Below are 14,020 nucleotides of genomic sequence, written 5' to 3' on the forward strand. Positions count from 1 at the left end.
AACCTGCTCGAAGCGCACCGCGCTCATGTTATGTCCACTCACCGACAAGCCCCGTACGGTGGCAGTCATGGCCGATCAGAGAACCTCCGTTGCCGACGACTACACGGGTCACGTCGAGTCCGGCTCAGCCGCACGCCGCAATCTCCCCGGTGCGTCGATCGTGAAGGCGTCGGTGGGTCCCATGGACAACAACGCGTACCTGATCACGTGTTCCCAGTCCGGCCAGACGCTACTCGTCGACGCCGCAAACGACGCGCCCGTTCTTCTCGACCTGATCGAGCGGTACGCCCCGAGCCTGGCCCTCATCGTGACCACTCATCAGCACGGCGACCACTGGCAGGCACTGGCCGAGGTGACCAGCGCCACGGGCGCACCGACCGCCGCACACCAACTCGACGCCAAACCGCTGCCCGTCACCCCGGATCGCATCCTCTCCGACGGCGACACCGTCGAGATCGGCGAACTCACCTTCGACGTGATCCACCTGCAGGGTCACACCGAGGGGTCGGTGGCCCTCGCGCTGCGCGGACCTGCGGCGGGCGACGCCGTGCAGCTGTTCACCGGTGACTGCCTGTTCCCCGGCGGTCCTGGACGTACCACGCGCCCGGAAGAGTTCGAGTCGTTGATCAGCGGCCTCGAGACGAAGGTGTTCGACCGGTACGGCGACGACACCGTCGTGTATCCGGGCCACGGCGACGACACCACCCTTGGCGCCGAGCGGCCGCACCTCGGCGAGTGGAAGGAACGCGGCTGGTGAGCGGTTGGCCCAAGCCCGACAAGCTCGGCCCAGGTCAGGAGTCGGTCTGGGACTATCCACGGCCGCCGAGGCTGGAGACGTTCGCCGGTTCGATCACCGTCGAGCTGGCCGGGGAAATCATCGCCTCGACCGACCGCGGCTGGCGCGTCCTCGAGACCAGCCACCCGCCCACGTACTACATCCCCGCGGCAGCGTTTCGGGACGGCGCCCTGCGCCCGGCGGCAGGATCGTCGTGGTGCGAATGGAAGGGCGTGGCGTCCTACTTCGACCTGGTCAGCGGCGCTCGCGTCGCCGAACGGGCAGGCTGGACGTACCCGGAACCCACGCGCGGTTTCGAACCGATCGCCGGTGCCATCGCGGTGATGGCGGCACAGGTCGACCGTTGCACCGTCAACGGTGAGCGGGTCGAGTCGCAACCCGGTGGCTTCTACGGCGGCTGGATCACCAGCTGGGTGAAGGGCCCGTTCAAGGGCATCCCAGGCTCCAGGGGCTGGTAGCCCCCGGAGCCCGATCGTCAGGACGTGTGGACGATCAGGACGTCGGACTTGGAACGACGCGCCACGTTGGCGGGCACCGATCCGAGCAGGCGGCCGGCGATGGTGCTGAGGCCGACGTTGCCGACGACCAGAAGGTCGGCCTTGATCTCCTCGGCCAGGTCGACCAGGGCGTCGACGGGAGCGCCGACGACGGCCTTCTCCTCGACGTCCTTGGCTCCGGCGGTGTGCGCGCGGTCCCTGGCTTCACGCAGGATCGCGTAGATGGGAGCGTTGCCCGCCATCTTGTAGCCCTCGTCCTTGAGGACGTCGGCGGCCCGCGAGTCTTCGCTCTGCGGGAAGTACGCCGTGGCCACGATGAGCTTCGCGCCCGCTCCCGCGGCGATCTGCGCGGCCCGGTCTACCGCGCGCAGCGATGAATCCGAACCGTCAGTTCCGACCAAAACGGTCTGATAGGCGCCCATTCAAAGCCCTCCCAGGGTTGATTGCCAAGCCATCCGAACAGTAACCCGAAGTTCAGCGAACATGGGGCGATTCACTCGGATGGCGCGTGTAGTCCAGCGATGATCGTAACCTCGGCGTTGCCGCCGAATGTCACGTTGGTGAGCAACCGTACGCAATTGACGGTCAGGGGCGCCGCTCGCATCCGTGCGCCCGACGTGACCTGCGTCATCGACGTGCACATCGGTGTTGATAAGCATTGCCCACCAACGACGTTCACGTCGTCCGTGTTCACTCCCGATGCCGCGGATCGAAATTGGACGGCGCGGCCTCTCCTGCGGTCACGGCGAAGTCGGTGTCGGAGAACGTATACCGGTACCACGGCTCGTCGTCGCACCGTCCGAGTTGGTGTCGAATGTTGCTGAAGGCCCCGTAGACGATTCGGTAGGGCTGCCCGACGAAGTGTTGAAGGATCTCCTTCCACGTGCGGGGTGCCTCGCGGATCAGTGCGGCCATCGCGGCGGTCAGGTCCTCCTCGGACATGGGGACGACGCCTGCCGGCGGGTCGCCGAGTTCGAAGACGGTGCTGCGGTCGAAGTGTGACCGGACGAAGTTCGGTCCGATCGGAATGGTGCAGTCCAGTCCGATCTTCGACGCCGTGCCCGGTGCCGCGTCCTCGGCGATCATGGGGTCGACGGTCATGGTGTTGCAGTTCGGGATGGTGACGGTGTCGAGGTGCGGCATGTAGCGGAACGCCATCGCGAACTGCACGGCGTTGTCGTCCCAGATGTCGACGTCCTCGTCGAACACCATCGCAATCTTCGGCAGGCCCTGCTTGGAGCACGTCAACATCACCCCGAGAGCTTGCTTCGAGTCCCCCGCGCCACGGGTGTTGATCTTCGCGTAGGCGATGTTGGACAGCCCGCCGAGCGGAGCGCGGACCTCCTTGACGTCGATGCCGGCCATCGCGAGACCGCCGTAGAGGTCGGACTCGATCATCGGCAACTGCAGCATGTTGTCGGTGTACCAGGGGTGCGTGCCGCCGATGGTGGCGTGCTGGAAGATTCCGCCCTTGCGGAAGGTCATCGCCTTGACCACGGCGCGGAAGTTCGACTTGATGCCGCCGCCGTACATTCCGGTGAACTCGCCGTACGGACCTTCGTCGTGTGTCAACCCCTCGGTGGCCATCAACTCGCACTCGATGACGATCTCGGCGTTGGCGGGCACCAGCAGGTCGACGGTCTCACACTTCACCAGCTTGGCGGGATGGCCGTAGAAGTTGCCGAGCACCTCGAAGTCGTCGGTACCGGGCGGCACGCCGGTGAGCGCGGCCACCTTGTCGACCAACGGGCCGCCGAGCACGATCGCGAGCTCCAGGTTGTGCCCCTTCGCTTGTGCGGCTTGAGCGTTCAGGCGGGCTCGGTGCGACGTGCACGTCATGTCGAACATCTTCTCGGTCTTGGACCGGAACATGCTGCGGTAGATCCCCCAGTCGTAGACGCCGGTGTCCGGGTGCTTGCTGACGACGAGGTTGTCGTTGGTGTAGGCGTGGCCGTCACGGTCGTGGTGAAGGAACAGCGGCAGCCGGGTCAGGTCGACGTCGTCGCCGGTGAGGATCACCTCTTTGCACGGCGCCGTGTCGACGACCTCGGGCGTGATGCGACCCTTGCCGAGTTCGACCATGCGACGGCCGGTTTCGCTCTTCTCGCACCCCAGCGCCCAGGCGGTCTGATCCTGGTTGGAATAGGCGTTGGCCAGGAATTGAAATTCGCAGTCGGTGACCTTCTCCACCAGCACGGCGGTCAACGGGTGGGCCTCCATGACGGCGGGCAGCTCGTCGACGCGCTTCTCCTCGGTGACGCGGACCAGCAGCCCCGCCTTCTCCATGTCGTCGACGAACTCGCTCAGACTCTGCTGGGGCATGGTGCGCCTCTCACTCGAAAGCCGTTGCGGACTGGCCAGTTTCCACGTAGTCGCGGAGGTGATGCAGGAGCACGCCCCAGGTCGTGTTGCACTTGCGGAAGTTGCCGTGCGTGCCGGGCCAACCGGCGTGGCGAAGCTCCACGAGGGTGCGTCCGTCGGCCGGTGTGACCGTGAACGTCGCGGTGGTGCCGACCGAGTCGCCAGGTCCACCGGTGCACCGCCAGGCGACCCGGGTCGGGGCCTCCGATTCGGTGATCTCCCAACGAAACTCGGGATGGTCGGCGTAGGGGAAGACCCATTCGCTGCCCACCTCACCGCTACCCGACGCGGTCGGGGCGTGCCAGCCCGTCACGCCCTCGAGTGTCGTCAGTGCCTCGAAGACCCGCTCGGGTGCGGCGTCGATCTTCAGTTCGTGGTCGATCTCGCTCATGTCACTCCTACTTGCCGTCGAGTTCGGGAAAGTCGTAGTCCCGCCAGCCGGGCACGTCCGCCACCTCCACGAACTCCTTGCCGTGCTCGGCCACCGCCGGTCCGCAGACGTCGCCGACGGTCTTGACGACGGTGCCGTACGGGTAGGTGGCGTCGATGCCGAGCGCCGAACCCGTCCGCTGATCCGGGGGCAGCGACTCGTCGGCGGTCGGGTCGAGCGCACCGCCGGGAAGGTCGTCGACGATGATCACGTCCCGGGCCGGCTGGGTGCGAAAGGCCAAGGCCCACTCCACTTCCTCTGAATTGTGGACGTCGACGTCCGGATCGACGACGATGACGGTCTTCGGTCGCATGTTGCTGCCCATCGCCGCGAGGATGGCACTGCGTGCCTCGCCCGCGTAACGGGGCCGCATCGCGATGACCACCCGGAAGAACACCCCGCCCGACGGCGGGATGGACACCCGCTCGATCGTCGGAAACTGTTGACGCATCTGGTGGGTGAACGACGCCTCGAACGGCAGCAGTTTGAGGATGTGGTTCTCGGTCGTGGGACGGCCGGTCAGGAGCGCTTGGAAGTAGGCGCCGTCACGATGGGTGATGGCGGTCGGTCGGACGACCGGCTTGGCGGACGCCGGGGTGTAGTAGCCGGTGTATTCGCCGAGCGGCCCCTCCGAGACGGTCTCGGTGAAGTCGACCTCGAATTCGACGACCACTTCGGCGTGCGCGGGGACCGAGACGTCGTTGGTGACGCACTTGACGAGTTCCACTCCCTCGCCGCGAAGGCCGCCGACGACCTCCCAGTCGTCGGTGTCGTCGGTGGTCTGGATCGGGCACGCGTACGCGATCATCGGGTCGACGCCGACCACCAGCGCTCCGCGAAAGGTTTTGTGGCCCAACCGCTGTGCCGTCGCCATGTTCTTGGCGAAGCGGTGGCCGGGTGCGGCCATCATCGACATCGTCTTGCGGTCGACGATCTCGCACCGGTAGTGGCCGATGTCGGGGATGCCGGTCTCGGGATCGTGGCTGACGACGAATCCCGACGTAATGTAGGGGCCACCGTCGTCGGGGCTGTACTTGGGTACGGGCAGCATCGCCAGGTCGACGTCGTCGCCGAGCACGACGTTCTGGTGGACGGGCGCGTCGGTGACGTAGGTCGGCGGGACGCGGTTGCCCAGCCCCGTGATGATCTTGTCGTAGGCGGCGTCCTCGTCGCAGCCGAAGGCGATCAGTGCCTTCGCCCGCGAGTTGTAGACGCCGCCGACCAGTGGGAAGGCGGTCCCGTTGTCGGTGAAGACGATCGCCGGGCCGGCCGTCGACGCGCTCTTGCGCAGCGCCTTGGCCACTTCGAGTTCGAGGGCCACGGGACGGTCGACGTCGATCAGCTCACCGTGGGAGCGCAACGCGTCGAGAAACTCGCGGAAATCCTGAAATGGCACGGTGCGATGCCCCATACTCTCCTGGATGAAGGTGGCCAGCAAACCTACGGTGATCGTGCCACACGCCTACGGGCGACCGACGTGAAACGCATCATCGTCGCGATCACGGGAGCGTCGGGCGCCGTGTACGGAATCCGCGCACTGGAGCTGTTGCGCAAGGTCGACGACGTCGAAACCCATGCGATCGTGACGTCGTCGGGCCAGCGGACGATCGCCCACGAGACCGACTACACCCCCGAGGAAGTCCGCTCTCTCGCCGACCATCACCACAATCCGCGCGACATCGGCGCCGCCGTGTCGTCGGGATCGTTCGTCACGACCGGCATGCTGGTGGCGCCGTGCTCGGTGAAGACCCTCAGCGGAATCGCCAACTCCTACAACGACGAACTGGTGGTCCGCGCGGCCGACGTGTGCCTCAAGGAGCGGCGCAGGGTGGTGCTGATGCTGCGCGAGACTCCTCTGCACGCCGGCCACATCGACCTCATGGCGCGCGCGACGAACAACGGAGCGATCATCATGCCTCCCGTGCCCGCGTTCTACACGCTGCCGCGTTCATTGGAGGACGTCGTAGACCAGACCGTGGCGCGGGCACTCGAGTTGCTCGACGTCGTCATGCCGGGGATTCAGCGGTGGGACGGCAGGTCCGTCGTCCCCGACGAAGGCTAGGTGGCCCGGGGCCGACCGAAGTACAGCTCTTGGGTCGCGATGCACACCACGTGACCCGTCCGGTTGTACATGGTGGCAGTGGCCAGTCCGCGCCCGCCAATGCCGCTGGGCGACAACTGATCCGACAACACCCAGTCGGTCAGGTCGACGGGGCGGTGAAACCACAGGGCGTGATCGATCAGCGCGTTGAAGGCGGTAGCCGGGGTGGCCTTCCGCATGTTGAGGGTTGTCTCCAACATCGTGGTGCCGGACAGGTACGTCAGCAGGCAACTGTGCAGGATCTGGGCGTTCTCGGCCTCGGCCACCACGGGTTCGCTTGGCCGCCACCACAACCGGATCCGGGGTGACCGTTCGGGAAGGTCGACCGCGAGCCGCGGTGGCGCGTCGACGTAGCGCAGTTCGAAGGGCTGCTCGCGCACCCAGTAGCCGTCGAGCTCATCGGCGAACTCCGCCAACTGCTTGCGAACGGGGAGCAACGTCTCGGGAGCCGGGACGTCCGGCATCCGGCCGTGGTAGTCGATGCCGCCGTCCACCGGAGTGCTGAACGACGCGAGTGCCTCGAGAAGCACCTCGCCGTCCTGCGTCGCGGTGACCTGCCGGGTCGACAGGGTGCCGCCGTCACGGGACCGGACGACGTGGAAGTCCACCGGACGCCGGGCGTCGCCGGCCCGGATGTAATAGACGTGCACGCTGTGCGGCGTGCGGCCCGGCGCCGTGCGGCTGGCGGCCATGAGGGCCTGCCCGGCGATGTGGCCCCCGACGATGTGGTGGGCAGGATTGTCGAGCTGCGTCGCGACGAAGTCGTCGGTGCCGGTCTGGTCGACGTGCAGGGTGGCGACGATGTCGGCGAGGGTCGGCGTAAATGTCACTCGGGCATCATGCCGCAGCGCGATCTGGCACCGGTCGCCGTGCCTTCTAAGGGGAGGGACCAAATCGTGAAATGCTTACCGATTGCCGCATTCCACGTGTTGCGATGCCGCTGCAGTGGACAATCCCACCTGACAGGCGGTATCGGTTCGAATCGCAGCGGGGGCTGGGCATTGGCCGGGAAATTGACGAGGTGTGGAAACGGCTTCCCGCTTGCTGCACTCCGTCGTGCGACCGCCGCGGATCACCAAGCCTTGGATGGACTCATCTGTCGTGATCGGCTCGTCGAGATGGAGTACTACGCCGCCGTCGTCGGCGGGTTGATCGAGGCCGCCGAGTGCGTCGAAGCGACTTTGGCACTGGTACCGCACGAATCGTGGAATGAGGGGCTGTCGCTCTCGGAGGTCTCGAAGCGGTTGGCCCTCGACGACGAGTCGGTGTTCTTGGAGGAGTTGGCCGGATCTCGGCGCCAATCGTCGCGCAGAGGGGGAGCCTTGGACGTCTCGGGGCCGCGGGTCCACGCAACGATGTTGGGACTCCTCTACGTCTACGTCGGCTCCGGACTGGGTGGATTGCACCTGCTCCGGGTCGTCCGAACTGCCCAGTGGTGGCAGGCCGAACGCGAGCATCTGCTGCTTCATCCCTACGGCGAACATCTCCACGATCGTTGGCGTGCAGTGCTGAACGCCCTTGCGCGACTGGATGCGGACGCCACGAATGCTGCCGTCGTTGCCGCGCGCGCCGGCTTCGAACTCCATCGCGAGTCCCTTGTCGACCATCTTTCCATCGGAGGCGGCAGATGAGCGACGGCTCCGAGTCGATGTGGACGGTTGTCGGCCACGAGGGCTGCGAGACGGAGCAGATCCACAAGCCCGACGCCATCCAGGCGCACGGATGGCTCCTCGCGATCGACGTCGTCAAGCGCCGCGTTTCACATGTGTCGTCGAATCTGCAGGCCCCGATCGGCGGGATTCTCCACACGACAAAGGTCCTGGGAACGACGGTCGAGGAGGTCGCGCACTCACTCCAACTCCCAAGTGCCGTAATGAACTTGGAGGATTTGGAGGGTTTCCGGACCGAAATGCGTTGGCTGACATCAGATCCGGTGGTGGTCACGGCGCGCTCGTCAGAAGACCACTACATCCTCGAGATCGAGCGCGACATCCCCTCGGTCACCACGGATCCGACGGCGATGATCGCTACCCTGCTGGAGGTCCCGAGCTGGCAGGCGTTCTCCGAGCAGACGGTGAAGGTCTTGGGGCAGATGTTCGGCTACGCGCGCACGATGGCCTACACGTTTCATCCCGACCATCACGGTGAGGTGACCGCCGAGCACATCAATCAACCCGACCTGGAGCCGTTTCTCGGGCTGCACTATCCGGCGTCCGACATCCCGCCGCAAGCCCGTCGGCTGTACGTCCTGCAACTGGTGCGGGTCATCGCAGACGTCGACGAAGCAACCGTCCATCTCCTCGGTCCGGCTTCGAATGGCGAGGTGGCCGCCACCCTCGATCTCAGCTTGGCGAACCTTCGCGCCGTCTCACCCGTGCACCTGGAGTACACGCGCAACATGGGCGTGGCAGCCACGGCGTCAGTCTCGGTCATCCAAGATGGACGCCTCACGGGGATGTTCGTGATGCACCACACCGAGCCGCGATCACTCAGCCGAAGTGATCGACTGGCGCTCGCCACCGTCAGTCGCATTGCCTCGTTCGTCGCAGCGACGATGGACGAGAAGTCGTTCGGGGCCCGGCGCAGTCATATCGCGGCGCTCGCCGAAGAACTCCGACGAAACCTCACGGCCGGTGACAACGCGATCCAGTGCATCGAGGTGATTGGCTCCGACGTCCTGACGGCAGTGAAGGCTGACGGGCTGGTGGCCCGCCTGCAAGGCGAGGTGCTCCGCATCGGCGATGTGCCGCCACAGGACGCGATCGACGAGCTGGTGCGCGAATGGGGCTCGGCCGGAGGCGAATCCGTGCAGACGACCGATTGCCTGGCAACCGACATGCCCAAGCTGGCTGAACCCGACTCGTGTGCGGGAGCGATAGTGGCGCGGCTGCCGGCCACCTCCGACTCGTACCTGGCCTGGTTCCGTCGGCCGTTCCTCAAGACCGTCCGCTGGGGCGGCGAGGTGACCGCGCTGGTCCGCAAGGATCAGTTCGGTCGGCTGCATCCGCGTGGGTCGTTCAACGAGTTCGTCGAGAAGGTCACCGACCATAGCCGCACGTGGTCCGATCACGACCGCATTGCGGCAGGTACTTTCCACCAGGCTGTGCAATCCGGACTGAACGAGTGGGCGTACCGGCAGCTCGCGGTTCAGGCCACGATCGATCCGTTGACGGGTCTCGGCAACCGCCGCTCACTTTCGTCGGCGATCGAGGGCGAGATCCGAGCTCTCAAGGCATCGCACGGCTTTGCGCTGTTGTTCATCGACCTGGATCGCTTCAAGCAAATCAATGATGCATACGGACACCACAAGGGTGACCTGGTGCTGCGGGCCACCGCCGACCGGCTCGAGCGGGAGACGTTCTATCTGGTCGGTCGTTCGGGAAGCGTGTTTCGCCTCGGCGGCGACGAGTTCGTCGTGGTCCTCCGCGAGGCCACCCCCGATCTGGTCTCCCGGGTCGCCGAAGCGATCCTCGCGGCGTTCCGGGATCCCGTGACCGTGGACGGTGCCATGAGCGTGGTGAACGTCAGCATCGGGGCTGTCGCCGACAAGGACGCCGAAGGTGTGTCCGATGCCGCCGAACTGCTGCGGCGCGGCGATCTGGCGATGTACTCGGCCAAACGTGCCGGTGGCTCTCGGGTCGCGTTCTATCAGGGTGAATTCTCGGACAAGGCAATCCGTCGGTCGTTGCTCGAACAGCAGCTCTATCGGGCGCTCGAAGCTGACGAGCTGACTCCGGCGTTCCAACCCGTCGTCTCGCTTCGAACCGGGCACACCGTCGGAGCAGAGGCGCTGGCGCGCTGGCGCCAGCCGGCCGGTGGCATCCTCCTGCCCGCCGACTTCATCCCGGTCGCCGAGGAGACGGGTCAGATTCGCACCGTCGATCGACGGATCGCCGAGCGTGCCGTGGTCGAGTGCCTCGGGCTGTTGCGCGACCGTTCGCGGGAGTTCCACCTGTCGGTCAACGCGAGTGCGAAGACGGTGGACGCGGAATACGTCGACTTCCTCCTCGAACTGATCTCCGATTACGCGCTTCCGCCCGAACGATTGATCATTGAGCTGACGGAGTCGGCGATGGTTCACGAATCGGGCGGCCTCAAGCAGACGTTGATCAACATCCGGTCGCTCGGTGTCAAGGTAGCCATCGACGACTTCGGGACGGGCTACTCATCGCTGGCCCACCTACAGAACCTGCCGGTCGACATCGTCAAGTTGGATCGCACGTTCGTCGAGCGGCTGCGAGGCGGCGAAGGCGCCGACGTCGTCGCGCGATGGGCGATCCAGCTCGTGTCGGAATTGGGAATGCGCATGATCGCGGAAGGCGTCGAGACCCTCGAGGAGGAAGTGGCGCTGCTGCGCCTTGGCTACGACTGGGTGCAGGGCAATCGATATGGCGTCCCGGACTGGACGCCAACGCGAGCGGAAACGGGATCCGAACCCGCGTAAACGACGTCACTGCGCGCATCTCGCCGCAGCCGACGTTGTCACATTCAACCTGCTGCTCGACACCGAAAGTGGTGCGTGACTCGCGTCGAGAAGCTTGTCAACTGCTGTTAGGGTGACGCTGAAAATCGTCTTCGGGGACGCTGTACGACCGCTGGGGGGCATTCTGGTGAACATGTTGGGGGCGCGCCGCCGGTCGGCGGAGTTCAGAGCGCAAACCGTGTCGCGTTGACGCCGACGGTGCTGTCGTCGGCAACGAAGGCCGGGAACGCCAGATGAGCAACGCAGGACGGCGAGAAGATTCCCGGGAATCGTCGACTTCGGCAATCTCGACATCACTCATCGGGAGCGATCGCACCGTTCGCGATCTGATTGGCAAGCAGTTTCGCCCCGACATAGAGGGTCTGCGTGCCGTCGCGGTGTTGGCCGTGGTTCTGTTCCATGCCGACCTCCCCGGACTCAGCGGCGGATTCGTCGGCGTCGACGTCTTCTTCGTCATCTCGGGGTTCCTGATCACGGGTCTCCTGTGGCGTGAAGTCAGTAGCTCCGGTGGTGTCAGGCTGAGGAAGTTCTACGGGGCGCGAGCCCGCCGTCTGCTCCCGGCGTCCGCACTCGTAGGCGTCGTCACGATGGTCGCGTCGGCGATGTTGCTGCCCCCGCTGCAAGTCCAATCAGTCACTCTGGACGGCATTCTCAGCGCGTTGTACGTCAGCAACTATCGGTTCATCAGCTCGGGCGTCAAGTACTTCGGCAAACAGGACGTGCTGGCACCGTCGCCCTTCCAGCACTACTGGTCACTGGGTGTGGAAGAGCAGTTCTACATCCTCTGGCCGTTGCTGATCGTATGTGCGGCATGGCTCATCCGGCGGGCGCGCAAGCGGGGTAGGAAGACGACGGAGGCGACGTCGTCGTCGGTACGTCCGTACGTCGTGGTCTTGGCACTGGTTGCCGCCGTGTCCTTCGCCCTCTCGTTCCTGATGACGTACCTGGTCCCGCCCGTGGCCTTCTTCTCACTGCCGACCAGAGCCTGGCAATTGGCCCTCGGCGGCTTGGTGGCTCTCACCGTCGTCCACTGGCGTCGCCTGTCCACGCGTTCCGCCGCCGTCGTCGGGTGGACTGGGTTGGTCATGATCCTGCTGGCGTGCACGTTGCTGAGCGGGGAGACGAGCTATCCCGGAACTGCCGCGTTGTTGCCGACGCTCGGCACGATGCTGGTGATCGGCGCCGGATGCGCCGAACCGTCGCGCGGGGTCGGCCGCGCCCTCGGCGTCCCTGTGATGGGCGCCATCGGCAGAGTGTCCTATTCGTGGTACCTGTGGCACTGGCCGGTGTTGGTGCTCACCCCTCCCCTGCTGGGCCATCAGGTCGGGTTGGGGGTCAAGTTGATTGCCGTCCTGGTCTCGTTGGGGCTCGCGGTGCTGACCGTGCGATTCGTCGAGAACCCGTTCCGGTTCGCCGAACGCGTGCGCACGTCACCCGCCGTCAGCCTGGGCGTGGGTGGTCTTGCCACCGCCGTGGCAGTGTGCGTCGGCTTGGTGGTGTATCTGGCCGTGCCCACTCCGGTCGGCAGGGGCCCCGCGATCGAGCCGGTCGTCGCTTCCGCGCCATCGGTTTCCCCTGGGGCGCCACTAGCGGCGTACGACGCGGCGGTGCAGGGCGCGTTCGCCGAGGTGGAGGACGCCGTCGAGGCGTCGGTCGACCTTCAAGAAGTGCCGTCGAACTTGACTCCGCCGCTGACCAGTGGATCCGCCCAGCAGTTGGGCATCCTGAGCGGCGGCTGCCTGCGAATCCTGCCCTTCGATTCGGGACAACCCGAGTGCGTGGCGGGTGACGCCGCTTCCGCAACGACCGTCGCGCTGATAGGCGACTCACGCGCCGCGATGTTGAACCCGGCGTTCAAACGGATTGCCGAGCAGCGAGATTGGCGATTGTTGATGTTCGCGAAGGCGGGCTGCTCGATCACCGACCTGCCGATCACGACACGCTTCAACGGGTTGGCCGAAGGCATTCAGCGGTGCTCGGAGTGGCGCGACCACATCGTGGCTCGGTTGCACGTCGAGCGGCCCAAGCTGATCGTGATCAGTTCGTCCCGCGCCTACGACGCCACCGGAACCCACACGATGGTCCCGGGTCTGAAGAAGTACGACGCCGCCTGGTTGGCCAGTCTCACCGAGGTCGTGGAGGAGTTCCGGAGCACCGGGGCGAAGGTGCTGGTGCTCGGTCCGACGGCGGACCCGCCTGCGCCGGTGCCGCTGTGCCTGTCCGGGCACCTCGACGACGCGACCGCCTGTGCGGCGCGGCGCGGGCCGGAACATGGTCCCGGCATGGTCGCCGAAGCGAAGGCCACCGAAGCCGGTGGCGGCCGTTACGCGGATACCACCAAACTCTTCTGCAGCGAAAACCGCTGTCCTGCCATCGTCGGCAACATGATGGTGTACTTCGATGCGGGCCACGTGACGCGCGAGTACGCCGAATTTCTGGCGCCGGCGCTGGGGGCCCTTGCGGACCGTGCGCTGGCGCAGCCATGACAGCTGAACCACTGAGCAACGCGAGCGGATGACGGGATTCGAACCCGTGTAAACGGCTTTGCAGGCCGGTGCCTAGCCACTCAGCCACACCCGCGTTGTCCATGACCTTGCCAGCGCGCCGTGGCACACCCAAGGCTTTGGATCGCCGTGATCGCTAGGAGGCGATTGGCAACGCGACGCGCTCGTGAGCCGTCAGCAGGAGCTGATCGCAGTCCGACCGCGTAGGAAGGACCTCGTCGTACTCCAGGGCGATGAACTCGGTGAGGTACTGATCCGCCAGCCCGCGCAACTTGGTGTTGGTGACCTGTGACCGCCACCGGAGAAGGTCGAAGGCTCGTTCGGCGTCGATTCGGTACACGAACATGAGGATGCCCTTGCACTGCTCGATGACGCTGCGTCGCTCGGAGATTCCGGCGACGGCTTCGGTGATCAGTCGTTGGGCGTCCTCGACCTCATCGTGCGGGCGACCCGTCGGAGTGACGTCGACGAAGAACCCTTGATTGCCGACGACGTTGCCGTAGTCATCCCTCAGTTGCACACCGACGACGATGACTTCGTGGGTCTGACCCCGAACGTCGACGATGCGGTGACGCGTGTTGATCGGACCATGGGTGCGGCGTATCTCCGCCAGCGTGGCTGCAATCTTCGCGTGGTCGTCGGGGTGCTTGTGCGACATCACCTGCTCGGTGGTCGGATGCATCTTGGCCGCCGGGTAGCCGTGGATCTGGGCGGCTTCGGGCGACCAATCCCACGATTCGTCGGCGAAGTAGAAGCGGAACGGCCCGACTCGAAGCGGCAGCGCGTCGTGGGACATGAGCTGGGCGGGCATGGCGTCTCGTCTCATGGCGGGGTCGAGGCCATCACCG

At 65.8% G+C, this 14,020-nt stretch carries 12 protein-coding genes and 1 tRNA gene; 6 read left to right on the forward strand and 7 right to left on the reverse strand.

The annotated features are described in order from the left end of the window. Positions 1 to 67: 67 nt before the first annotated feature. Together ASD37_RS02705 and ASD37_RS02710 are read left to right on the forward strand one after the other, a co-directional pair. Positions 68 to 757 carry an MBL fold metallo-hydrolase gene (locus ASD37_RS02705; RefSeq protein WP_056547710.1) on the forward strand — a complete coding sequence of 230 codons (690 nt, stop codon included), beginning with the start codon at positions 68 to 70 and terminating at the stop codon, positions 755 to 757. Continuing rightward, positions 754 to 1,254 carry a DUF427 domain-containing protein gene (locus ASD37_RS02710; protein WP_056549718.1) on the forward strand — a complete coding sequence of 167 codons (501 nt, stop codon included), beginning with the start codon at positions 754 to 756 and terminating at the stop codon, positions 1,252 to 1,254. Before ASD37_RS02705 ends, ASD37_RS02710 begins: the two co-directional genes overlap by 4 nt. A 17-nt stretch (positions 1,255 to 1,271) precedes the next feature. Here the strand turns inward: ASD37_RS02710 and ASD37_RS02715 are convergent, their stop codons facing one another. The 4 genes from ASD37_RS02715 to ASD37_RS02730 all read right to left on the reverse strand — a co-directional run bounded on the left by ASD37_RS02715 (position 1,272) and on the right by ASD37_RS02730 (position 5,480). After that, a complete protein-coding gene (locus tag ASD37_RS02715; RefSeq protein WP_056547714.1) occupies positions 1,272 to 1,715 on the reverse strand; it encodes a universal stress protein in 444 nt (147 codons plus the stop codon). A 268-nt stretch (positions 1,716 to 1,983) separates the two neighbouring features. Beyond that, positions 1,984 to 3,615 carry a UbiD family decarboxylase gene (locus tag ASD37_RS02720; RefSeq protein WP_056547717.1) on the reverse strand — a complete coding sequence of 544 codons (1,632 nt, stop codon included), beginning with the start codon at positions 3,613 to 3,615 and terminating at the stop codon, positions 1,984 to 1,986. Positions 3,616 to 3,625: 10 nt separating this feature from the next. Then, the gene (locus ASD37_RS02725) at positions 3,626 to 4,045 is read right to left on the reverse strand and encodes an SRPBCC domain-containing protein (protein ID WP_056547719.1); all 420 of its coding nucleotides are present in this window, start codon (positions 4,043 to 4,045) and stop codon (positions 3,626 to 3,628) included. A 7-nt stretch (positions 4,046 to 4,052) separates the two neighbouring features. Beyond that, complete coding sequence (locus ASD37_RS02730; RefSeq protein WP_162253219.1) at positions 4,053 to 5,480, reverse strand: UbiD family decarboxylase; 1,428 nt, start codon at positions 5,478 to 5,480, stop codon at positions 4,053 to 4,055. 81 nt (positions 5,481 to 5,561) lie between these two features. Here ASD37_RS02730 and ASD37_RS02735 point away from each other — a divergent pair, with 81 nt between their 5' ends. Then, positions 5,562 to 6,146 carry a UbiX family flavin prenyltransferase gene (locus tag ASD37_RS02735; protein WP_056547726.1) on the forward strand — a complete coding sequence of 195 codons (585 nt, stop codon included), beginning with the start codon at positions 5,562 to 5,564 and terminating at the stop codon, positions 6,144 to 6,146. Here the strand turns inward: ASD37_RS02735 and ASD37_RS02740 are convergent. Next, positions 6,143 to 7,015 carry an acyl-CoA thioesterase II gene (locus tag ASD37_RS02740; protein ID WP_056547729.1) on the reverse strand — a complete coding sequence of 291 codons (873 nt, stop codon included), beginning with the start codon at positions 7,013 to 7,015 and terminating at the stop codon, positions 6,143 to 6,145. The two genes, ASD37_RS02735 and ASD37_RS02740, sit on opposite strands and share 4 nt — an antisense overlap. 252 nt (positions 7,016 to 7,267) lie before the next feature. Between ASD37_RS02740 and ASD37_RS02745 the strand changes: the two genes are divergently transcribed. From ASD37_RS02745 to ASD37_RS02755, 3 genes are all read left to right on the forward strand, one after another. Then, entirely contained in the window at positions 7,268 to 7,816 is a 549-nt protein-coding gene (locus ASD37_RS02745; RefSeq protein WP_156720700.1) for a hypothetical protein, read from the forward strand. Then, positions 7,813 to 10,629: an EAL domain-containing protein gene (locus tag ASD37_RS02750; protein ID WP_056547734.1), complete on the forward strand. Its 2,817-nt coding sequence runs from the start codon at positions 7,813 to 7,815 to the stop codon at positions 10,627 to 10,629. Before ASD37_RS02745 ends, ASD37_RS02750 begins: the two co-directional genes overlap by 4 nt. Positions 10,630 to 11,054: 425 nt before the next feature. Further along, positions 11,055 to 13,154, forward strand: coding sequence for an acyltransferase family protein (locus ASD37_RS02755; RefSeq protein WP_235567956.1), 2,100 nt, complete (start codon positions 11,055 to 11,057; stop codon positions 13,152 to 13,154). Between the two features lie 23 nt (positions 13,155 to 13,177). Here the strand turns inward: ASD37_RS02755 and ASD37_RS02760 are convergent. Next, a tRNA-Cys gene (locus ASD37_RS02760) sits at positions 13,178 to 13,248 on the reverse strand. A gap of 60 nt (positions 13,249 to 13,308) precedes the next feature. Further along, a complete protein-coding gene (locus ASD37_RS02765; protein ID WP_082569915.1) occupies positions 13,309 to 13,983 on the reverse strand; it encodes a PAS and ANTAR domain-containing protein in 675 nt (224 codons plus the stop codon). Positions 13,984 to 14,020 lie beyond the last annotated feature (37 nt).

The sequence above is a fragment of the Mycobacterium sp. Root135 genome (assembly GCF_001426545.1).
Taxonomy (GTDB): Bacteria; Actinomycetota; Actinomycetes; order Mycobacteriales; family Mycobacteriaceae; genus Mycobacterium.